Here is a 17,119-nt window from a genome sequence, read left to right as displayed (position 1 = left end):
AGGCCCTCGCATCGGGATTGCCGTCCCGGCGGGGGCCGTTGCTTTGTGCGGTTGTGTTGCGCCGAGAGTAGGGCAGGCAACCGGGTCGAAATCCAGCTGAGTTGGGAATCTTCACCCCTGAGGGTCAGAGCGCCCGGCGGGCGGGAGGGGTGGGGTTTGGTGGGGGTTCTTTCTCACCGTCTCGTTTCTTGGGGAAGACGTCCCGAAGCTCCGCAGCACGGATTCTCCGCAGCACAGTTCGCCGTGCTCCGGTCGACGCGGATCTCGGCCCACACCGTCTTGCGGGGTGGTGGGCCGGGGGAGACGCCCCAGCGGCTGGCGAGGGTGTCGACGAGGATCAGGCCTCGGCCCGACTCCGCGTCCGGGGGCGGGAGTTCGGGGTGGGGGAGGCGGTCACCCCTCGTGTCCGTGACCTCGATACGCAGCGTGTCGCCGACCATGTAGAGCGTCAGGCGGAAGTCCCTTCCCGGGACCCGGCCGTGCGTCGCCGCGTTCGCCGCCAGCTCCGCGACGATGTGCTCCGCCGGGTCCAACGGCAGGCCCCACTCCCGGAGTTGTTCGCAGGCCAGCAGTCTCGCCAGGCGGGCGCCCCGCGGGGTCGCCGACAGCGGCACGCTGAAGTTGCGGATCACGGTGGTTTCTTGATTCACGTCACTCAGCGTGGCCGTGCGTGCGTACCGTGAACAGTGACGTTGCCGATGCGTACGGTGACTGTCCGGAGCTTGTCCGGTCGTGTCCGGGCTGTCGGGGCGGTGCGCGCGGGTAGGGGCGTCGCGTGCACGGTCGTACGGCGGAGGGGTGCGGGATGAGTGTGGACGGCGACGAGACGGTCGACCCCGGCTGGGAGGTCGATCCCGACGACGAGTGGGGAATCGCGGTGATCGCCACGGTGGGGCGGCAGTTGAAGCTGCGGCGCGAGGCCGTGGGGCTGCGGGCGGCGGAGTTCGGGGAGGCGGTGGGGTACGGCGAGGACCTCGTCTACAAGGTCGAGGGCGGAAAGCGGATCCCGAGGCAGGAGTATCTGGACAGGGCCGACGAGGTCCTGGGGGCCGGTGGGCTCATCGCGGCGACTTGGGAGGACGTGAAGAAGGTCCGGTATCCGAGGAGGGTGCGCGAGCTTGCCAAGTTGGAAGGGCAGGCGGTGGAGATCGGGGTGTACGAGTGCAACAGCGTCAACGGGTTGTTGCAGACGCCGGATCATGCCAGGGCCGTGATCTCAGCAGCCCAGCCGCCTTATTCGCCGGACGACGTGGAGCGCATGGTGAACGCTCGGATCGCGCGACAATCCGTCTTCGAGCGGGATCCGGCACCGTCCATCCACTTCGTGCTGGAAGAGGCGGCCCTGCGTCGTCCCATCGGAGGCACAATGGTGTGGCGACGACAACTCGAACACCTCCTGGAGGTGGGACAGCTGCACAACGTCGTGCTTCAGGTGATGCCGATGAACTCCGCGGTGCACTCCGGTCTGGACGGAAGGATCGAGGTGCTGAAGTTCCCGGACGGAACGGTGGTTGGGCGCTCCGACGGTGCCTTCAATGGCCGTCCGACCTCGGATCCGAAACATCTGCGCATCCTGGAGCTGCGGTATGGCACCATCCGGGCGCAGGCTCTCTCACCGGGGGAGTCACTGGCCCTCATCGAGCAACTGCTGGGAGAAACATGATCCGCAAGCCCGCTGCCGGGGACGTCTCCAACCTGGCGTGGTTCAAGAGCAGTTACAGCAGCGGCAATGACGGCAACTCCTGTGTCGAGATCGCCACCAGCTCCGATGCCGTCCATGTTCGTGACTCCAAGCACGACACGACGGGCCCCCGATTCGCCGTCACCCCTGCTGCCTGGACCGCCTTCATCTCACAGACGTAAGGAAGCGAGGGCATGAACATGGATGTCTCCGAGCTGGTGTGGTTCAAGAGCAGCTACAGCGGCGGTACCCAGGGTGACTCCTGTGTTGAGATCGCCGTAGCACCCCGCACCGTCCACGTCCGTGACTCCAAGCACGACACCACGGGCCCCCGCCTCGCCCTCACCCCCGCCGCCTGGACCGCGTTCGTCTCGCACGCGTAGACGCGCCGGAGCCCCTGGCCGGCGTACGACCAGGGGCTCCCGCTCAGCGCAGCGAACCGCAACGTCCGTCAGACGTTGACGCCGAAGTCCTGTGCGATGCCCGCCAGGCCGGACGCGTAGCCCTGGCCCACCGCGCGGAACTTCCACTCCGCGCCGTTGCGGTACAGCTCGCCGAAGACCATCGCCGTCTCCGTCGCCGCGTCCTCCGAGAGGTCGTAGCGGGCGATCTCCGCGCCGCCGGCCTGGTTCACGATGCGGATGTACGCGTTGCGGACCTGGCCGAAGTTCTGCGAGCGGCTCTCCGCGTCGTAGATGGAGACCGGGAAGACGATCTTGTCGACGTCGGCGGGGAGGCCCGCGAGGTTGACGTTGATCGCCTCGTCGTCGCCCGCGCCCTCGCCCGTGCGGTTGTCGCCGGTGTGGACGATGGTCTGGTCCGGGGTCTGCTTGTTGTTGAAGAAGACGAAGTGACCGTCGGAGTAGACCTTGCCCTGCGGGTTGACCGCAATCGCCGAGGCGTCGAGGTCGAAGTCCGTGCCGGTGGTGGTGCGGACGTCCCAGCCGAGGCCCACGGTGACGGCGGTCAGGCCCGGAGCCTCCTTGGTGAGCGAGACGTTGCCACCCTTGGACAGGCTTACAGCCATTGTTGGGAGTCCCTTCCCTCGTTAAGTAACGCGCACGAAGCTACAGCTACCCGTATGAACGCCGCGAGGGTCCCCGAAGGTTCCCCGCGACTTTACTTTCTTTACCGAACAGTAGGTGAACGATATTGGGGTGACGTGGACCGGACAGGCGCGGGAACATGTACGGCATGTCTGGTCCGTACGTCGTCCGCGGCTCCGTCTCCCTGCCCGAGGCCGAGCTCATGTGGCGTTTCTCGCGGTCGTCCGGGCCGGGTGGGCAGCACGTCAACACCAGTGACTCGCAGGTGGAGCTCCGCTTCGACCTCGCGAACACCGAGTCCCTTCCCGAGGTGTGGAAGGCGCGGGCGCTCGCCAAGCTCGCAGGGCGCCTCGTCGACGGGGTGATCTCCGTACGGTCGTCCGAGCACCGCTCGCAGTGGCGCAACCGCGAGACCGCCGCCGTACGCCTGGCGGCGCTGTTGGCCGAGGCGACGGCTCCGCCGCCGAAGCCGCGTCGCCCCACCCGCATCCCGCGCGGGATCAACGAACGCCGGCTCAGGGAGAAGAAGCAGCGCTCGGAGACGAAGCGCGGGCGGACCGGGCGCGACTGGGGTTAAACGCCCTGCCCGTCGTCGCCCGCACGGCTCCCCGCCGCCGCGCGGGCGAGTGCGTCCTCGATGAGGTGCAGGGAGTGCAGGGCCTCGGTGCGCTGCTGAGGGGTGAAGGCGCTCGTCGTCGCGTCTTCGAGGTCGGACCAGAACTCCTCGACCTGTGAGCGCAGTGCCTGGCTGGCGGCGGTGGGTTCGATGATGACCGCGCGCCCGTCCTCCGGGCAGGGGCTGCGGCGGACGAAGCCGGCCTTCTCCAGGCGCCTGATGCTGCGGGTCATCGTGGCGGCGTCGGAGTCGAGCAGCTGGACGAGGTCGGTCTGGCGCTGGGGCCCGCCTTCCCACAGGTGCATCATGATCAGTTCCTGGCCGAGGTGGAGGCCGAGCGGACGCAGGAGCTGCCCGCCGATCATGCGGTGCAGACGGGCGACGCGAAAGACGGCATGACTGACGGGTCCCGCCTGGGCGGCGGCCGGTACCGGCACCGAGGGGCCGGCGATCGGCACGGTGTACCGCCTGGAGTACGCGGCGGACGCCCACCGCGACCTGGAAGCACGCAGGCTGATGGGCAAGGCCCTGCTGTCGATCACCTGACGAGCCCGCGGCCCGTGCCCAATGTCACAACTCGCCCCCGCCATCCGTCAATCCATCGACGACTGACGACTGAGGGGCTGTGACCCATGACTGACGACGACTTCCTGGCCGAGCGGTTCGAGTCGCATCGGGCGCGGTTGCGGGCCGTCGCGCAGCGGATGCTGGGGTCGGCCGCCGAGGCGGAGGACGCCGTGCAGGAGGCCTGGGTGCGGGTGAGCCGGGCGGACACCGGGCGCGTCGACAACCTGGGCGGCTGGCTGACGACCGTCGTGGGGCGGGTCTGTCTCGACATGCTGCGCTCGCGCAAGGCGCGCGGCGAGCAGCCGTTGGAGGGTGCGGTGCCGGTCGCGGGCGTCGTGCCCGGGCCCGAGCAGGACGCCCTGCTCGCGGACTCCGTCGGCGCCGCGCTCCTCGTCGTCCTCGACACCCTCACGCCCCCCGAGCGGCTCGCGTTCGTCCTGCACGACCTCTTCGCCGTTCCCTACAACGAGATCGCGGGCATCGTCGGCAGGAACCCGGCGGCCGCGCGCCAGCTCGCCAGCCGGGCCCGGCGCCGGGTGCAGGGCGCGGAGCCGCAGGACGCCGATCTCGTACGGCAGCGGGAGGTCGTGGACGTCTTCCTCGCCGCCGCGCGCGAGGGGGACTTCGAGGGGCTGCTCGCGGTGCTCGACCCGGACGTCGTCTCGCGCACGGAGTTCGGCGTGACGGCCGGCGCGCTCGCCGTGGCCAAGGGCGCGTCGACCTACTCCCGGGCCGTCACCGTCGGGGTCCTCGTACCCGCGCTCGTCGAGGGCCGCACAGGGATCGCCCTGCTCCTCGACGGTCGGGTGCAGCGAACCCTGGCATTCACATTCGTACACGACCGCATCACCGTCATCGACATCACGACGGACCCGGAGCAGGCGGCACTTCTCGACATCGAGCTCCTCTAGCCGAAGCTCAGGAGCTCAGGAGCTCAGAGGCTCAGCACCCCCACCGTCTCCTCCTCGCTGAGCTCCCCGGTCCGGCGGAAACCGAGCTTCAGATAGAAGTCGGCCGGGCCGGCCGCGCCCTCGTGCCAGGTGACGTACAGCTCCTTCGTGCCCCGGCGGCGCAGCTCGGCCGCGACGGACTCGACGGCGAAGCGGCCGTACCCCCTGCCCTGCGCGTCCGCGGCGATGTTCAGGCGCCACAGGCCCGAGCGACGGACGGTGCCGCCGTCCGCGTGCCAGTCGATGTCGAGGAAGGCCATCAGGAAGCCGACCGGGCGGTCGCCGTCGAGGATCAGACGGGGCCAGGCCACGCCCGCGGGATGGACGTACGCCTCCGCGAGGGACTGCATGACCGGGGAGACCGCGAATTCCTGCTCGGGGTGGACTCGTATGGTCGTCGCGGCCTTGAAATTACCCGGTGTGATCTCTTCGAGGCGAAGTGCCGATGTCATCCGGGGACCGTAGTCCGGGTAATCGTGCAAAGGCCACGGAATTTCAGTCGAGCTGTCGGTAGCGGCCGCGGAAATAGGTCAGGGGGCCGCCGTCGGCGCTCGGGACGCGGGCTGTGAGGACCCGGCCGATCACCAGGGTGTGGTCGCCGGCGAGCACCCGTTGTTCGGTTCGGCATTCCAACGTGGCGAGCGCTCCGCCCACCAGCGGCGCGCCCGTCGCCTCGCCGCGGACGTACGGGATGTCCTCGAACAGCAGCCGGTCGCTGATGCGGCCCTTCATGGCGAACCGGCCGGCGATGTGCCGCTGACTCTCGGACAGCACCGAGACCGCCCACAGCGGCTGCTCGTCCAGCAGGTCGTCCATCCGGGCGCCCGTGCGCAGGCTGACCAGCACGAGCGGCGGATCCAGGGAGACCGACATGAACGCCGTCGCCGTCATGCCGACGTCCTCGCCGCGCGGACCCTCGGCGTCCAGCGGTGGTTCGAACGCGGTCACCAGGACCACGCCCGCGGCCAGCCGGGACATGGCGGCCCGGAACTCGTCATCGCTCACCCCCACAGGATGCCCGGAGGAGGGCGCGGGGATCATCGGGACGGCGGGGGCGGGGATGTTCGACACACCGGAAACGCTAGTGTCGGGCTCGCGCATCCCGCATCGGGCCTCCGCCCGAGACCGGACCTAGGTCTCCCGGCGGACCCCCCACCAGCACCTTCCACAAACTCACAAAGTTTGCGTTCAGTAAACGCACAGGGAAAACGCGGAAACCCCACTCAATTGCTCATGTTTCGCTGTGACTTGAGTCACAAGGGGTACTAATTGTTGACCCTGTGTACCGAGTGGGCAGCGCGCTGTGATTCAGTGGCGTGGAAGATGACCCTTGATTCGCTGCGAAGTCTCGGGGGGAGGGTGAGCATGGAGACCGAGTCGGAGCCGTACGTCCGTCTTGCGTCACTGCGTCAGCTGCACCAGGTCATGGCCGACATGAACACGGCACGCAGCCTGGCGGACACACTGCAGACCGTCGCGAACGGCGTCGTCAACGCACTCGGTTACGAACTGGCGTGCGTCAACCTCGTGCGCCCCGACGGCGACCTCGTGGTCGCCGCCTTCTCCGGCAACCAGGCGGCCGAATCCCTCATCACCGGCCGGGTCGGCTCCCGCGAGTCCTGGGAGCGCCGCCTGAGCATGGGCGAGACCTGGGGCGACCTGGTCTTCATCCCGCACACCGAGGGCTGGGTCCTCGACGACGACGACGTCCCGCAGTGGTACACCGACGGCCCCGCCCCCCGCTTCGAGGACGAGTGGCACCCCTCCGACCGGCTCTTCGCGCCGATGTACACCCCGGGCGTGCAGGGCGGCCAGTGCGGCGAACTGATCGGCGTCCTCTCCGTGGACCGGCCGCGCAACGGCCGCCGGCCCGGCGCGTGGGGGCGCGAAGCGCTCCAGATGTACGCCTTCCAGGCCGCCATCGCGATCAGCAACGCCCGCCTGCGCTCCAACATGCAGCGCGCCCTGGTCCGGCTGGAGCGGGAGCAGCAGGCCCTGCGCGCCAGCGAGGAGAGCTTCAGGCAGGCCTTCGAGTACGCCCCCTCCGGCATGGCCATCGCCGAGATGGGCGGCGACCAGCACGGCCGGATCCTGCGCACCAACGACGCCCTGTGCCGCCTGCTGGGCCGCCCCGCCTCCGCGATGCGCCGCTACTCCTTCTCCGACCTCGTCCACCCCGAGGACATAGGCACCCTGCTGCGCACCTCCGCCGAGGGCGGCCGCGCCGAGCTGCGCCTCGGCCGCCGGGACGGCACCTACGTCTGGGTCTCGCTGCGCAACTCCGTCGTCGCGGACGCCGCCGACGGCCCGCGCTTCCTGCTCACCCACGTCGAGGACATCGAGGACCGCAAGCGCCGCGAGCTGCAGCTCGCCCACCGCGCCTCCCACGACTCCCTGACCGGCCTGCCCAACTCCGCGGAGCTGCGCGCGCGCCTGTCCTCCCGGCTCTGCCAGCGCCCCGCGGGCGAACTCGAATCCCTCGACGCGGCCTACGGCCACCCCGCCGTCTTCGACTCGGGCGGCCACGGCTTCGGCTTCCGGCCGGGCGCCGAATCCTTCGACGGCTACGACCACCACGTGCACACCATCGCCCCCGAGGGGGAGCGCGACGACGGCACCAAGGGGCTCGCGGTCCTCTTCTGCGACCTCGACGGCTTCAAGTCGATCAACGACCGGTTCGGGCACAACGCGGGTGACGCGGTCCTCATCGAGGTCGCCCGGCGGCTGTCGCAGTGCGTACGCGACGGCGACACCGTGGCCCGGCTCGGCGGCGACGAGTTCGTGATCCTCGCCGACGGCCTCGGCAAGGCGGACGCCGCCGACCTGGCCGTACGCCTGCGCAACGAGATCATCCAGCCGATCCGCGCCGAGGGCCGGGCCGTCCGGGTCGGCGCCAGCTTCGGCATCGGCTGGGCGCACTGCGGGATGACGGCGGACGAGGTGCTGAAGTCCGCCGACGAGCGGATGTACGTCGAGAAACGATCTCGTCCCAAACAACACAGACGCGCGGGCTGATCCGCAGGTCAGCGTGCGGGTCGGTGGCTCGATGCGATCTGAGTCACCCGTTTGGCTCATGCAGAGCGGGTAGGCTCGCCCTTCTGACCCCGCATCCGAAACCCGCACCCGCTCGAGGAGTACCAAGGGATGACGTCCGGCAACAACGGGGCGACCACACCGCCCGAGGACGACGACCCGTTCGGCTACCTCTACGCCGACGGCCAGGCCAACGGGGCCCAGCCGCCGTCCGGCGGCTACGGCTACCCGAACTCCGTCAACCGCGTGCGCTCGGTCGGCCAGCGGCAGTACGGCCAGCAGGGACAGCAGCCGGCCCAGCAGCAGCCGTACGGCCAGCAGCCGCCGACCGCCCCGACCGCACCGTACGGCCAGGTCCCGCAGCAGCAGGGCTACGGCCAGCCGGCCCCCCAGTACGCCGCGCCGGAGACCTACCCGGGCGCCGCGCCCACCAGCCAGCAGCCCATGCCGGGCTACGGCGGCGGCCGCAGCGGCGGTCCCAACACCAAGGGGCTGCTGATCGGCGCGATCGCGGTGGTCGCCGCGGTCGTCATCGGCATCGGCGTGGCGATGATGGGCGGCGACGACTCCAAGGACACCGGCGCCCAGGCCTCCACCTCTCCCACCACCTCGCAGAGCTCCGAGCCGAGCGCGTCGAGCAGCGACAGCGCCGAGGCGGACGCGGACCTGCCGACGATCGACGCCAAGGCGCTCCAGCTCGGCGGCGGCGCGTCCACGGCCTCCGACGTGAAGGGCGCGGGCTCCGACGGCGGGATCTACGTCCAGGGCCTCAACCAGACCGGCGCCTCGGTCACCTGGAACGTGAGCGGGATCCCCAAGGACGGCGTCTACACGCTCTTCATGACCTACAGCACCGCCGATGACGACCAGTCGATGACGCTCACCGTCAACGGCAAGGCCTTCGGCAACAAGGTCAACTTCGGCAACTTCGCCGGGGCCAAGGACGGCGACTTCTCCAAGGGCTGGACCAAGACCTACGTCTGGCCGACCCTCAACAAGGGCACCAACACGATCTCCGTCTCCTGCCAGGACGGCGACAAGTGCAACATCCTGATGGACCAGCTGTCCTTGAAGGAAGGCCAGGTCAAGAACTAGGTCCTTCCCGGGAGTTCAGGCGGCGGTGGCCTCGCCGGTCACCGTCACCCGGTTCAGGAGCTCCTCGTAGAGCGGGCGGTCGAACTCCCCCGCCACCGGGGCCCGTACGGTCGCCGCGGACAGGGCCGTCGCCCGGGTCAGGCGGTCCGGCCAGGGGAGGCGGTCGGCCAGGCCCGACAGCAGGCCCGCCACCACCGAGTCGCCCGCGCCGGTCGGGTTGCCGTGGACGCGGGCCGGCGGAGTGGCCCGCCAGCGGCCCTCGGGGGTCGCGGCCAGCAGCCCCTCGGCGCCCAGCGAGGCGACCACCGCCCGCGCACCCCGCCGCCGCGCGTCCTGCGTGGCCCGCAACGGCTCGTGGGAGCCGGTCAGTTCGGCCAGTTCGTCGGCGTTCGGCTTGAGGATGTCGGGGCGCGCGGCGACCCCGCGCCGCAGCGGCTCCCCGCCCGTGTCAAGGAGCACCGGCACCCCGGCCGCCTTCGCGGCCCGCACCAGCCCGGCGTACGCCCCCACCGGCACCCCCGGCGGCAGACTCCCGCACAGGGCCACCGCCTCGGCGGCCGCGACGAGATCCTCGTACGCCTCCTGGAAGGCCGACCACTCCGCCGAAGTGACCGTCGGGCCCGGCTCGTTGAGCTGGGTCGTGTCACCGGTGAGTTCGTCGACGACGGCGACCGTGCGCCGGGTCGGGCCGGTGACCGGGACCAGCGCGTCCACCAGGCCCGGGACGGCGGTGAGTTGCTCCTGGACCAGGCGGCCGGTGGCGCCGCCCGTGAAGCCGGTGACCGTCACCTCGTGGCCGAGCGCCGCCAGCACCCGGGCGACGTTCACGCCCTTGCCGCCCGGGCGTTCGACGACGTCGGTGACCCGGTGGCTGGTGTGCGGGCGCAGCGAACGCACGCGATAGGTGATGTCGAGCGCGGTGTTGAGCGTGACCGTGAGGATCACCCGGGCCGACCTCCCCCGAAGACAGAGTGAACCCGCACAGTCTTCCAGGACAACCGCCGCCCTCAACAGCGGGACACATCAGCCCAGTTGCGGATCGACCACCCATTCGCCCCGGCGCATGACCCCCTTGAGGGCGAATTGACGGTCCAGGAGCACCAGATCGGCGTCCTTGCCGGGCTCCAGGGAGCCGATACGGTCGTAAAGGCCCAGCAGTTTCGCCGGGTTCGCGGAGATCGCGGCGACGACGTCCTCGACGGACAGCCCGTCGACCGTCACCGCGCGCCGGAAGGCGCGGTCCAGGGTGAGCGTGGAGCCGGCGATCGACCCGCCCTCCACGAGCCGGGCGACCCCCTCGCTGACCTCGACCTCCAACGGGCCGAGCAGATAGCGGCCGTCGCCGACACCGGCCGCGTCCATCGCGTCGGTGATGAACGCCACGCGGTCCGCTCGCGCGTGGTGGAACGCCAACTGGAGGGCGGCCGGGTGCAGATGGGTGCCGTCGTTGATCAGTTCGACCGTGATCCGCTCGTCCTCCAGGAGGGCGGTGATCGGGCCGGGGGCGCGGTGGCCGATCTGTGGCATCGCGTTGAAGAGGTGGGTCGCCACGGTCGCGCCCGCGTCGATCGCCGCGACCGTCTGCTCGTACGTCGCGTCCGTGTGGCCGATCGCCGCGATGACGCCGTGTTCGGCGAGCAGGCGTACGGAGTCGATGCCGCCGGGGAGTTCGGTGGCCAGGGTGAGCATCTTGGCCTGTCCGCGGGCCGCGTCGATCAGTTTGCGGACCTCGGCGGGGTCGGGGTGGCGGAGCAGGTTCTCCGAGTGCGCGCCCTTGCGGCAGGGGGAGATGAACGGGCCCTCGAAGTGGATACCGGCGATGTCGCCCTGCTCGGCGAGTTCCGACAGGAGGCCCGCCTGCTTGACCAGGAAGTCGATGTCGCTGGTGACGGTCGAGGCGACGAGGGTGGTGGTGCCGTGCAGGCGGTGGGTGTGGATCGCCTTGTGCACGTCGTCGGGGCTGCCGTGGAAGGAGGCTCCGCCGCCGCCGTGGTTGTGCAGGTCGACGAAGCCGGGGACCAGGTAGTGGCCGGTGAGGTCGAGGGTGGGGGCGGTTTCGGGGGCGGTGCGGGTGATTTTCGTGCCCTCGACGACCACCTGGCCGTTCTCGACGGGGCCCGTGGGCATGACCACCGTGGCGCCGGACAGGACGAGGGGCTTCTTCGCCGTCACGCGGATTCCTCCAAACCGTCGGTCTTGTTCAGGAGATCCCAGGCCAGGAGGCCCGCGCCCAGACAGCCCGCCGTGTCGCCCAGCGCGGCCGGGACGATCGTCGGCGGCTTCTGGAAAGTGAGTCGCGCCCCGACCGCTTCTCTCAGCGGTGTGAACAGCGTTTCTCCCGCCTCCGCCAGGCCGCCGCCGATGATCAGGGTGCGGGGGTCCAGGAGGGTGAGGGCCGTGGTGAGGCTGTCGGCGAGGGTGTCGACCGCCGTCCGCCAGACCCGGCCGGCCTCGGGGTCGCCGGACTCCACCGCCTTCGCGCAGTCCGCCGCGTCCGCCTCCGGCGCACCCGTCGCCGTCGCCCAGGCCTCGGACACGGCCGCCGCCGACGCGTACCGCTCCAGACAGCCCCGCTGCCCGCAGGGGCAAGGGGTACCGCCCGGTCGTACGACGATGTGGCCGATCTCGCCCGCGAAGCCGTGGGCGCCCGCCTCCACCCGGCCGTTGATGCCGATCGCGCCCGCGATGCCGGTGCCGAGGGCGACGAAGAGGAAGCGGTCCGCGCCCCGGCCCGCGCCGATCCGGCCCTCGGCGAGGCCGCCGGTGCGCACGTCGTGGCCGAGCGCGACCGGCGCGCCGTCGAGGCGCCGGGTGAGCAGCTCGCGCAGGGGGAGGTCGCGCCAGCCCAGGTTGGCGGAGTAGGCGGCGACGCCCCGCTCCTCGTCGACGATGCCCGGGACGGCGACACCGGCGGCCTCCGCCGGGGCGCCGAGGTGCTGGACGCCGTACGCGCGCAGCTCGGCGGCGAAGTCGAGGATGCCGTCGACCACCGCGTCCGGCCCGCGCTCGCGCCCGGTGGCCCGGCGGGCGCGGTGCAGCAGCTCGCCGTCCGCCCCGATGAGGGCGGCCTTCATCCCGGTGCCGCCCACGTCGAGGGCGATGACATGTCTCACGGGGGACAGTGTGGCCCGTGGACCCGCGAGAGGTCTAGTCCACTTACGTGGTGTAGACCTAGGGGTTAGTTATGTATGACTTTTCGAAAACTTTCGCAACCGTGGCAATGCTGGGTATGACGGCCGTTCTGGGCGGCTGTGGACTGGGCTCCGGATCGGACGAGGTGACGCTGAGGCTCGTCGCCGCCGAGTACGGCGACAGCTCGGCCAACAGCTCGCAGAAGTACTGGGACAAGCTCGTCGAGGAGTACGAGGCCGCGCACCCGGGCGTGAGGATCGACGTCAGCGTGTACTCGTGGACCGACGTCGACCGCAAGGTCCAGGAGCTGGTCGACGCCGGCAAGGCACCCGACATGGCGCAGATCGGCGCGTACGCCGACTACGCCGACAAGGGGCTGCTCTACAAGGCCGACGACCTGATCGGCATCCAGGAACAGGCCGACTTCGTCGCCCAGCTCGCCTCGGCGGGGCGGGTCGACGGCATCCAGTACGGCATGCCCTTCGCCGCCTCCGCCCGGCTGCTCTTCTACAACAAGACCCTCTTCGCCGACGCCGGACTCACCCCGCCGAAGACCTGGGAGCAGCTCGCCGCCGACGCGGAGGTGCTGAAGGAGCGGGGCGTGACCTACCCGTACGCCCTCCCGCTCGGCCCGGAGGAGGCGCAGGCCGAGACCATGCAGTGGCTGCTGAGCGGGGGCGGCAACTACGTCGACTCCGTCGGCACGTACGACATCGACTCCGCCGAGAACGTCGCGACCTTCACCTGGCTCAAGGACGACCTGGTCGGCAAGGGGCTCACCGGGCCCGTCGCGCCCGGCAAGCTGAACCGGGCCGCCGCGTTCCGGGCGTTCGCCGACGGGGACGTCGGGATGCTCAACGGGCACCCCTCGCTGATGAAGATCGCCGCGGCGAAGGGCGTGAAGTTCGGCATGGTGCCGATGCCGGGGGCCGACGGGCGCAGCGAGAACGGGCTCGGGGTCGCCGACTGGATGACGGCCTTCAAGAAGAATGGCCACGCCGAGCAGGTCGGGGACCTCCTCGACTTCGTCTACAGCGAGAAGAACGTGCTGGCCTTCTCGCGGGAGTACGACCTGCTGCCGGTGACCAACTCCGCGTCCGAGGCCATGGGTTCCGCCGCGCGCGACGCCGACCTCAAGCCCTTCCTGGACGCCTTGCCGCAGTCCGAGCTGTATCCCGTGAGCAAGACGTCGTGGGCGGCGGTGAACGCGGCGGTGAAGAAACGGATCGGGGAGGCGGTGAGCGGGGATCCCGCGGAGGTGCTGCGCGAGCTGGAGACGAGCGCGCAGCAGGCGGAGTAGGGGCCGGTCGGGTGGGCCCTGGGGCGTTGTCAGTGGCGGGCGTTACGGTTTCGGGCATGGAGCACCAGGAGCTGGATCGCCGGGAGCGGGACATCCTCGCGCTGGAGCGCCGGGGCTTTACGGGGCCCGGGGCGAAGGAGCGGGCGATACGGGAGGAGCTGGGGCTGGCGCCGGTGCGCTACTACCAGCTCCTGAACGCCCTGCTCGACGACGAGCGGGCGCTGGCTTTTGATCCGGTGACGGTGAACAGGCTGCGGAGGGTCCGGGACACGCGGCGGGCGGAGAGGTAGGGGGCGCTCGGGGCGCGGGGGTTCCTCGGCCGCTCGGGTTGCGTCAGCCGAGGTGTTCGGCCAGCGCGGTCAGCAGGTCCACCACACCCCCCGGCCCGTCCACCACCACGTCCGCCCGGTCCCTCAGTTCCGTCACCTCGTTGCTGCCGCTGCACACCAGGAGGCCCGGGGTGCCCTCGGCACGGAGGTCGTCCACCGCGCCGTACGCCGGGAGGTCGCCCAGGTCGTCGCCGGCGAAGAGGACCGCGCCCGCGGAGAGGTCGTGGGCCAGGTCCCGCAGGGCCACGCCCTTGTCCATGCCGGGCGGCCGCAGCTCCAGGACCAGACGGCCCGGCTCGACCACCAGGCCGTGGCGGGCCGCCAGGTCGGTGAGGGGAGCGCGCAGGGTGTCGAACGCGGCCTGCGGATCGGGGGCGCGACGGGTGTGGACGGCCACGGCCCGGCCCTTCTCCTCGATCCACGCACCGGTCCCGTCGAGCAGCGCGGGCAGCTCCGCCCGGACCGCGGCCACGCCCGGGTGCGGCGGGGGAGCCGTGACCTTGCCGGTCCCCGCCTCCCAGCGCTCGGCGCCGTAGTGGCCGAGGACCACGAGGTGCTCCAGACCGGGGACACCGGCGAAGCCGCCGTTGCGGACGGCGACCTCGGCGGGCCGGCCGGTGATCACGGCCACGGACGCGACCTTCGGCGCGAGTGCCGCGAGCGCCGGTACGGCACCGGGATGCGCCCGCGCGAGCTCCGGGTCCGCCACGATCGGCGCGAGCGTCCCGTCGAAGTCCAGCCCGATGACGGCCCGGCCCGGCTCGGCGAGCAGAGCACGCAGACCGGCCTGACCGGCGGGGGTGGTGGGGGTCGGCAAGGGTACGGAGGGGGTGTGGTCGCTCATGACGCCCGCAGCGCGTTCAGCTGGTCCAGGAACCACTGGGCCGGGGGGAGGGCCGTGGCCGCCGCCGCGAGGCGTTTCGCGCGTTCGGCTCGTTCCTCCGGGGGCAGCGTCAGGGCCTCGTGCAGGGCCGTCGCCGTCTGCTCGATGTCGTACGGGTTGACCACGATCGCGTCGTCGCCCAGCTCCTCGTACGCCCCGGCCTCCCGGGACAGCACCAGCGCGCACCCCTCGTCGGAGACCACCGGGACCTCCTTGGCGACGAGGTTCATGCCGTCCCGCACCGGGTTGACCAGGGCCACGTCGGCGAGCCGGTACGCGGCCAGGGAGCGGGCGAAGTCGTCCTTGACGTGCAGCACGACCGGCGTCCAGCCCGCCGTGCCGTACTCCGCGTTGATCTCCTCCGCGAGCCGCCGCACCTCCGCCGTGTAGTCCCGGTACACGGCCAGGTCCTGCCGGGACGGATACGCGAACGCCACGTGCACGACCCGCTCCCGCCACTCCGGCCGGGACTCCAGCAGCCGGCGGTAGGACAGCAGCCCGCGCACGATGTTCTTCGACAGCTCGGTCCGGTCGACCCGCACGACGGTCTTCCGGCCCGCGCCGATCTCCTCGCGCAGGGCCGCCATCCGGTCGTTCACGTCCGGCTCGTGCGCCCGCTTGCGCAGGAAGTCCGCGTCCGCGCCCAGCCCGTGCACCCCGACCCGCGTCTGTCCGAGCCCGCCCGCGAACTCCGTGGCGCAGGCCGTGAACGCGTCCGCCCAGCGCCGGGTCAGGAAGCCCAGCCGGTCCGCGCCCAGCATGCCCCGCAGCACCTGCCCGGCGATGTCGTCCGGCAGCAGCCGGAAGTAGTCCAGCGGGGCCCACGGCGTGTGCGAGAAGTGCGCGATCCGCAGGTCGGGGCGCAGTTCACGGAGCATGCCCGGCACCAGGCACAGGTGGTAGTCCTGCACGAGGACCGCCGCGCCGTCGGCCGCGTCCTCCGCCAGCGCCTCGGCGAAAGCGCGGTTGTACGTCTCGTACGACGACCACTGGCGGCGGAACTCCGCGTCGAACACCGGCTCCAGGGGGATCTGGTAGAGCAGGTGGTGGACGAACCACAGCACGGAGTTGGCGATGCCGTTGTAGGCGTCCGCGTGTACGTCCGCCGGGATCGGCAGCATGCGGACGCCGTCCTCGCCGACGCCTTGCCGTACGACCTCCCGGTCGCCGTCGGAGAGGGCGGAGCAGACCCACAGCGCGCCGGCCTCCGGGCCGATCGCGGAGAGCCCGGAGACGAGGCCGCCGCCGCCGCGCTTCGCGTTGAGCGTGCCGTCGTCGCCTACGGCGTACGAGACGGGGCCTCGGTTGGAGGCGACCAGGACGTGGGGCTTGTGCGATGAAGCCATGCCTCGAAACCTAGCCCGGCACCCAAACACTCAAACGTTTCCGCGCGACGTGACGAGTCCTACGCGGCCTTCCGCTTCATGTACTCCGCGATCTCCACCATCGGCGGCCTCTCCTCCGTGTCCACCGAGTACGTGCGCGGCTCGAAGCCGGTCTCGCCGCGCTCGAACTGGGTCAGCGAGGGACGGATGAGGTGGCCGCGGGCCAGCCTCAGCTGGGCCGTGCGGTAGATCGCCGCCGACATGCGGCCCAGGGCCTGGCCGTCCTGGTGGCGGTGTTTGCGGACGCCCACGTCCACCTGGGCCAGGGCGTCCAGGCCCACCAGGTGCAGGGCGTCCACCAGCATGCCCAGTTCGACGCCGTAGCCGACCGGGAACGGCAGTTGTTCGAGCAGGCTGCGCCGCGCCGCGTACTCGCCGCCCAGGGGCTGGACGAAACCGGCCAGCTGCGGCCAGTGCATGTTCAGCAGGGGGCGCGCCATCAGCTCGGTGACCCGGCCGCCCTGTCCCTGCGCGCCGCCCAGGGGACGGTCGTACATCCCCTTGACCAGGTCGATCCCCGGATCGGTCAGCAGCGGGCCGACGATGCCGCAGACGAAGTCGGAGGAGAACTCCTTCAGGTCCGCGTCGATGAAACAGACGATGTCCCCGGTGGTCACCAGGAGGGAGCGCCACAGGACCTCGCCCTTGCCGGGGACGGCGGGCAGCCGCGGCAGGATCGCGTCGCGGTGCTCGACGCGCGCGCCGGCCGCCGCGGCCACCTCCGCGGTGCGGTCGGTGGAGCCCGAGTCGACGACGACGATCTCGTCGACCAGCGGCACCTGGCGCATCAGGTCGTGGCGGATGATCGAGACGATCTCGCCGACCGTCTCCTCCTCGTTCAGCGCGGGCAGCACGACGCTGACCGTCCGGCCCGTGCGCTGCTTGGCGGCCATGATCTGGTGCAGGGGGCGGTCGGTCACGGACCAGGAGCGGGTGGTCAGCCAGCGCTCGACTTCTTCCAGCACGTAGGCGGCTCCTTCACGTGTGATCGATCTCGCGGTACGGACGACTCTCTCAACTGTCCCGGTCGTCGGTTACAGTCTTGAACAAGGCGGGTGACCATCGCATGTCCGGGGTGGCCCCACCGTTCACAACTTCATAC

The 17,119-nt window shown here is 71.0% G+C and carries 20 protein-coding genes; 9 read left to right on the top strand and 11 right to left on the bottom strand.

Translation table 11 applies throughout. The features are described 5' to 3' along the window. Positions 1-173: 173 nt before the first annotated feature. A complete protein-coding gene (locus tag ABZ896_RS04935; protein ID WP_360922011.1) occupies positions 174-650 on the bottom strand; it encodes an ATP-binding protein in 477 nt (158 codons plus the stop codon). Positions 651-805: 155 nt separating this feature from the next. On the opposite strand from ABZ896_RS04935, the gene ABZ896_RS04930 reads away from it, so the two are divergent. From ABZ896_RS04930 to ABZ896_RS04920, 3 genes are read left to right on the top strand one after another with little or no spacing between them, the layout of a single operon-like run. Continuing rightward, entirely contained in the window at positions 806-1,663 is an 858-nt protein-coding gene (locus ABZ896_RS04930; RefSeq protein ID WP_360922008.1) for a helix-turn-helix transcriptional regulator, read from the top strand. Continuing rightward, the gene (locus tag ABZ896_RS04925) at positions 1,660-1,863 is read left to right on the top strand and encodes a DUF397 domain-containing protein (protein ID WP_360922006.1); all 204 of its coding nucleotides are present in this window, start codon (positions 1,660-1,662) and stop codon (positions 1,861-1,863) included. The genes ABZ896_RS04930 and ABZ896_RS04925 overlap by 4 nt, the downstream gene beginning before the upstream one ends. Before the next feature lie 12 nt (positions 1,864-1,875). Continuing rightward, positions 1,876-2,064 carry a DUF397 domain-containing protein gene (locus ABZ896_RS04920; RefSeq protein WP_360922002.1) on the top strand — a complete coding sequence of 63 codons (189 nt, stop codon included), beginning with the start codon at positions 1,876-1,878 and terminating at the stop codon, positions 2,062-2,064. 68 nt (positions 2,065-2,132) lie between these two features. Here ABZ896_RS04920 and ABZ896_RS04915 read toward each other — a convergent pair whose 3' ends face one another. After that, on the bottom strand, positions 2,133-2,708 hold the full coding sequence (locus tag ABZ896_RS04915; protein ID WP_360921999.1) for a TerD family protein: 576 nt from the start codon (positions 2,706-2,708) through the stop codon (positions 2,133-2,135). Positions 2,709-2,866: 158 nt separating this feature from the next. Here ABZ896_RS04915 and arfB point away from each other — a divergent pair, with 158 nt between their 5' ends. Beyond that, positions 2,867-3,304: an alternative ribosome rescue aminoacyl-tRNA hydrolase ArfB gene (gene arfB / locus ABZ896_RS04910; RefSeq protein ID WP_360921996.1), complete on the top strand. Its 438-nt coding sequence runs from the start codon at positions 2,867-2,869 to the stop codon at positions 3,302-3,304. Here the strand turns inward: arfB and ABZ896_RS04905 are convergent. After that, on the bottom strand, positions 3,301-3,801 hold the full coding sequence (locus ABZ896_RS04905) for a MarR family winged helix-turn-helix transcriptional regulator (RefSeq protein WP_360921993.1): 501 nt from the start codon (positions 3,799-3,801) through the stop codon (positions 3,301-3,303). The two genes, arfB and ABZ896_RS04905, sit on opposite strands and share 4 nt — an antisense overlap. 174 nt (positions 3,802-3,975) lie before the next feature. On the opposite strand from ABZ896_RS04905, the gene ABZ896_RS04900 reads away from it, so the two are divergent. Beyond that, positions 3,976-4,821, top strand: coding sequence for a sigma-70 family RNA polymerase sigma factor (locus ABZ896_RS04900; protein ID WP_360921990.1), 846 nt, complete (start codon positions 3,976-3,978; stop codon positions 4,819-4,821). A 23-nt stretch (positions 4,822-4,844) separates the two neighbouring features. Here ABZ896_RS04900 and ABZ896_RS04895 read toward each other — a convergent pair whose 3' ends face one another. Continuing rightward, complete coding sequence (locus tag ABZ896_RS04895) at positions 4,845-5,312, bottom strand: GNAT family N-acetyltransferase (RefSeq protein ID WP_360921988.1); 468 nt, start codon at positions 5,310-5,312, stop codon at positions 4,845-4,847. A gap of 43 nt (positions 5,313-5,355) precedes the next feature. Continuing rightward, on the bottom strand, positions 5,356-5,901 hold the full coding sequence (locus ABZ896_RS04890; RefSeq protein ID WP_360922270.1) for a flavin reductase family protein: 546 nt from the start codon (positions 5,899-5,901) through the stop codon (positions 5,356-5,358). A gap of 324 nt (positions 5,902-6,225) precedes the next feature. Here ABZ896_RS04890 and cdgB point away from each other — a divergent pair, with 324 nt between their 5' ends. Both cdgB and ABZ896_RS04880 read left to right on the top strand, forming a co-directional pair. Next, positions 6,226-7,875, top strand: coding sequence for a diguanylate cyclase CdgB (gene cdgB, locus ABZ896_RS04885; RefSeq protein ID WP_360921985.1), 1,650 nt, complete (start codon positions 6,226-6,228; stop codon positions 7,873-7,875). 129 nt (positions 7,876-8,004) lie between these two features. Beyond that, positions 8,005-8,988: a carbohydrate-binding protein gene (locus ABZ896_RS04880; RefSeq protein ID WP_360921982.1), complete on the top strand. Its 984-nt coding sequence runs from the start codon at positions 8,005-8,007 to the stop codon at positions 8,986-8,988. A gap of 15 nt (positions 8,989-9,003) precedes the next feature. Here ABZ896_RS04880 and ABZ896_RS04875 read toward each other — a convergent pair whose 3' ends face one another. From ABZ896_RS04875 to ABZ896_RS04865, 3 genes are all read right to left on the bottom strand, one after another. Next, on the bottom strand, positions 9,004-9,933 hold the full coding sequence (locus tag ABZ896_RS04875; RefSeq protein ID WP_360921976.1) for a 1-phosphofructokinase family hexose kinase: 930 nt from the start codon (positions 9,931-9,933) through the stop codon (positions 9,004-9,006). A gap of 78 nt (positions 9,934-10,011) precedes the next feature. After that, complete coding sequence (gene nagA, locus ABZ896_RS04870) at positions 10,012-11,115, bottom strand: N-acetylglucosamine-6-phosphate deacetylase (protein ID WP_360922267.1); 1,104 nt, start codon at positions 11,113-11,115, stop codon at positions 10,012-10,014. A gap of 41 nt (positions 11,116-11,156) precedes the next feature. After that, entirely contained in the window at positions 11,157-12,101 is a 945-nt protein-coding gene (locus ABZ896_RS04865; RefSeq protein ID WP_360921973.1) for an ROK family protein, read from the bottom strand. A 116-nt stretch (positions 12,102-12,217) separates the two neighbouring features. Between ABZ896_RS04865 and ABZ896_RS04860 the strand changes: the two genes are divergently transcribed. After that, positions 12,218-13,420, top strand: coding sequence for an extracellular solute-binding protein (locus ABZ896_RS04860; protein WP_360921970.1), 1,203 nt, complete (start codon positions 12,218-12,220; stop codon positions 13,418-13,420). Between the two features lie 56 nt (positions 13,421-13,476). Further along, on the top strand, positions 13,477-13,710 hold the full coding sequence (locus ABZ896_RS04855; protein ID WP_360921967.1) for a DUF3263 domain-containing protein: 234 nt from the start codon (positions 13,477-13,479) through the stop codon (positions 13,708-13,710). Between the two features lie 43 nt (positions 13,711-13,753). On the opposite strand, the gene otsB is transcribed toward ABZ896_RS04855, so the two are convergent. Genes otsB through ABZ896_RS04840 form a run of 3 tightly spaced genes read right to left on the bottom strand, consistent with a single transcriptional unit; the run spans position 13,754 to position 16,982 of the window. Continuing rightward, on the bottom strand, positions 13,754-14,593 hold the full coding sequence (gene otsB, locus ABZ896_RS04850; protein ID WP_360921963.1) for a trehalose-phosphatase: 840 nt from the start codon (positions 14,591-14,593) through the stop codon (positions 13,754-13,756). Continuing rightward, the gene (locus ABZ896_RS04845) at positions 14,590-15,978 is read right to left on the bottom strand and encodes a trehalose-6-phosphate synthase (RefSeq protein WP_360921960.1); all 1,389 of its coding nucleotides are present in this window, start codon (positions 15,976-15,978) and stop codon (positions 14,590-14,592) included. The genes otsB and ABZ896_RS04845 overlap by 4 nt, the downstream gene beginning before the upstream one ends. A gap of 59 nt (positions 15,979-16,037) precedes the next feature. Beyond that, entirely contained in the window at positions 16,038-16,982 is a 945-nt protein-coding gene (locus tag ABZ896_RS04840) for a glucosyl-3-phosphoglycerate synthase (protein ID WP_360921957.1), read from the bottom strand. Between the last annotated feature and the right edge of the window lie 137 nt (positions 16,983-17,119).

This window comes from Streptomyces sp. NPDC047072, from assembly GCF_040643855.1.
Classification (GTDB): Bacteria; Actinomycetota; Actinomycetes; order Streptomycetales; family Streptomycetaceae; genus Streptomyces.
Note: the sequence above shows the minus strand (reverse complement) of the source record. Positions and strands in the feature narration are given on the sequence as shown.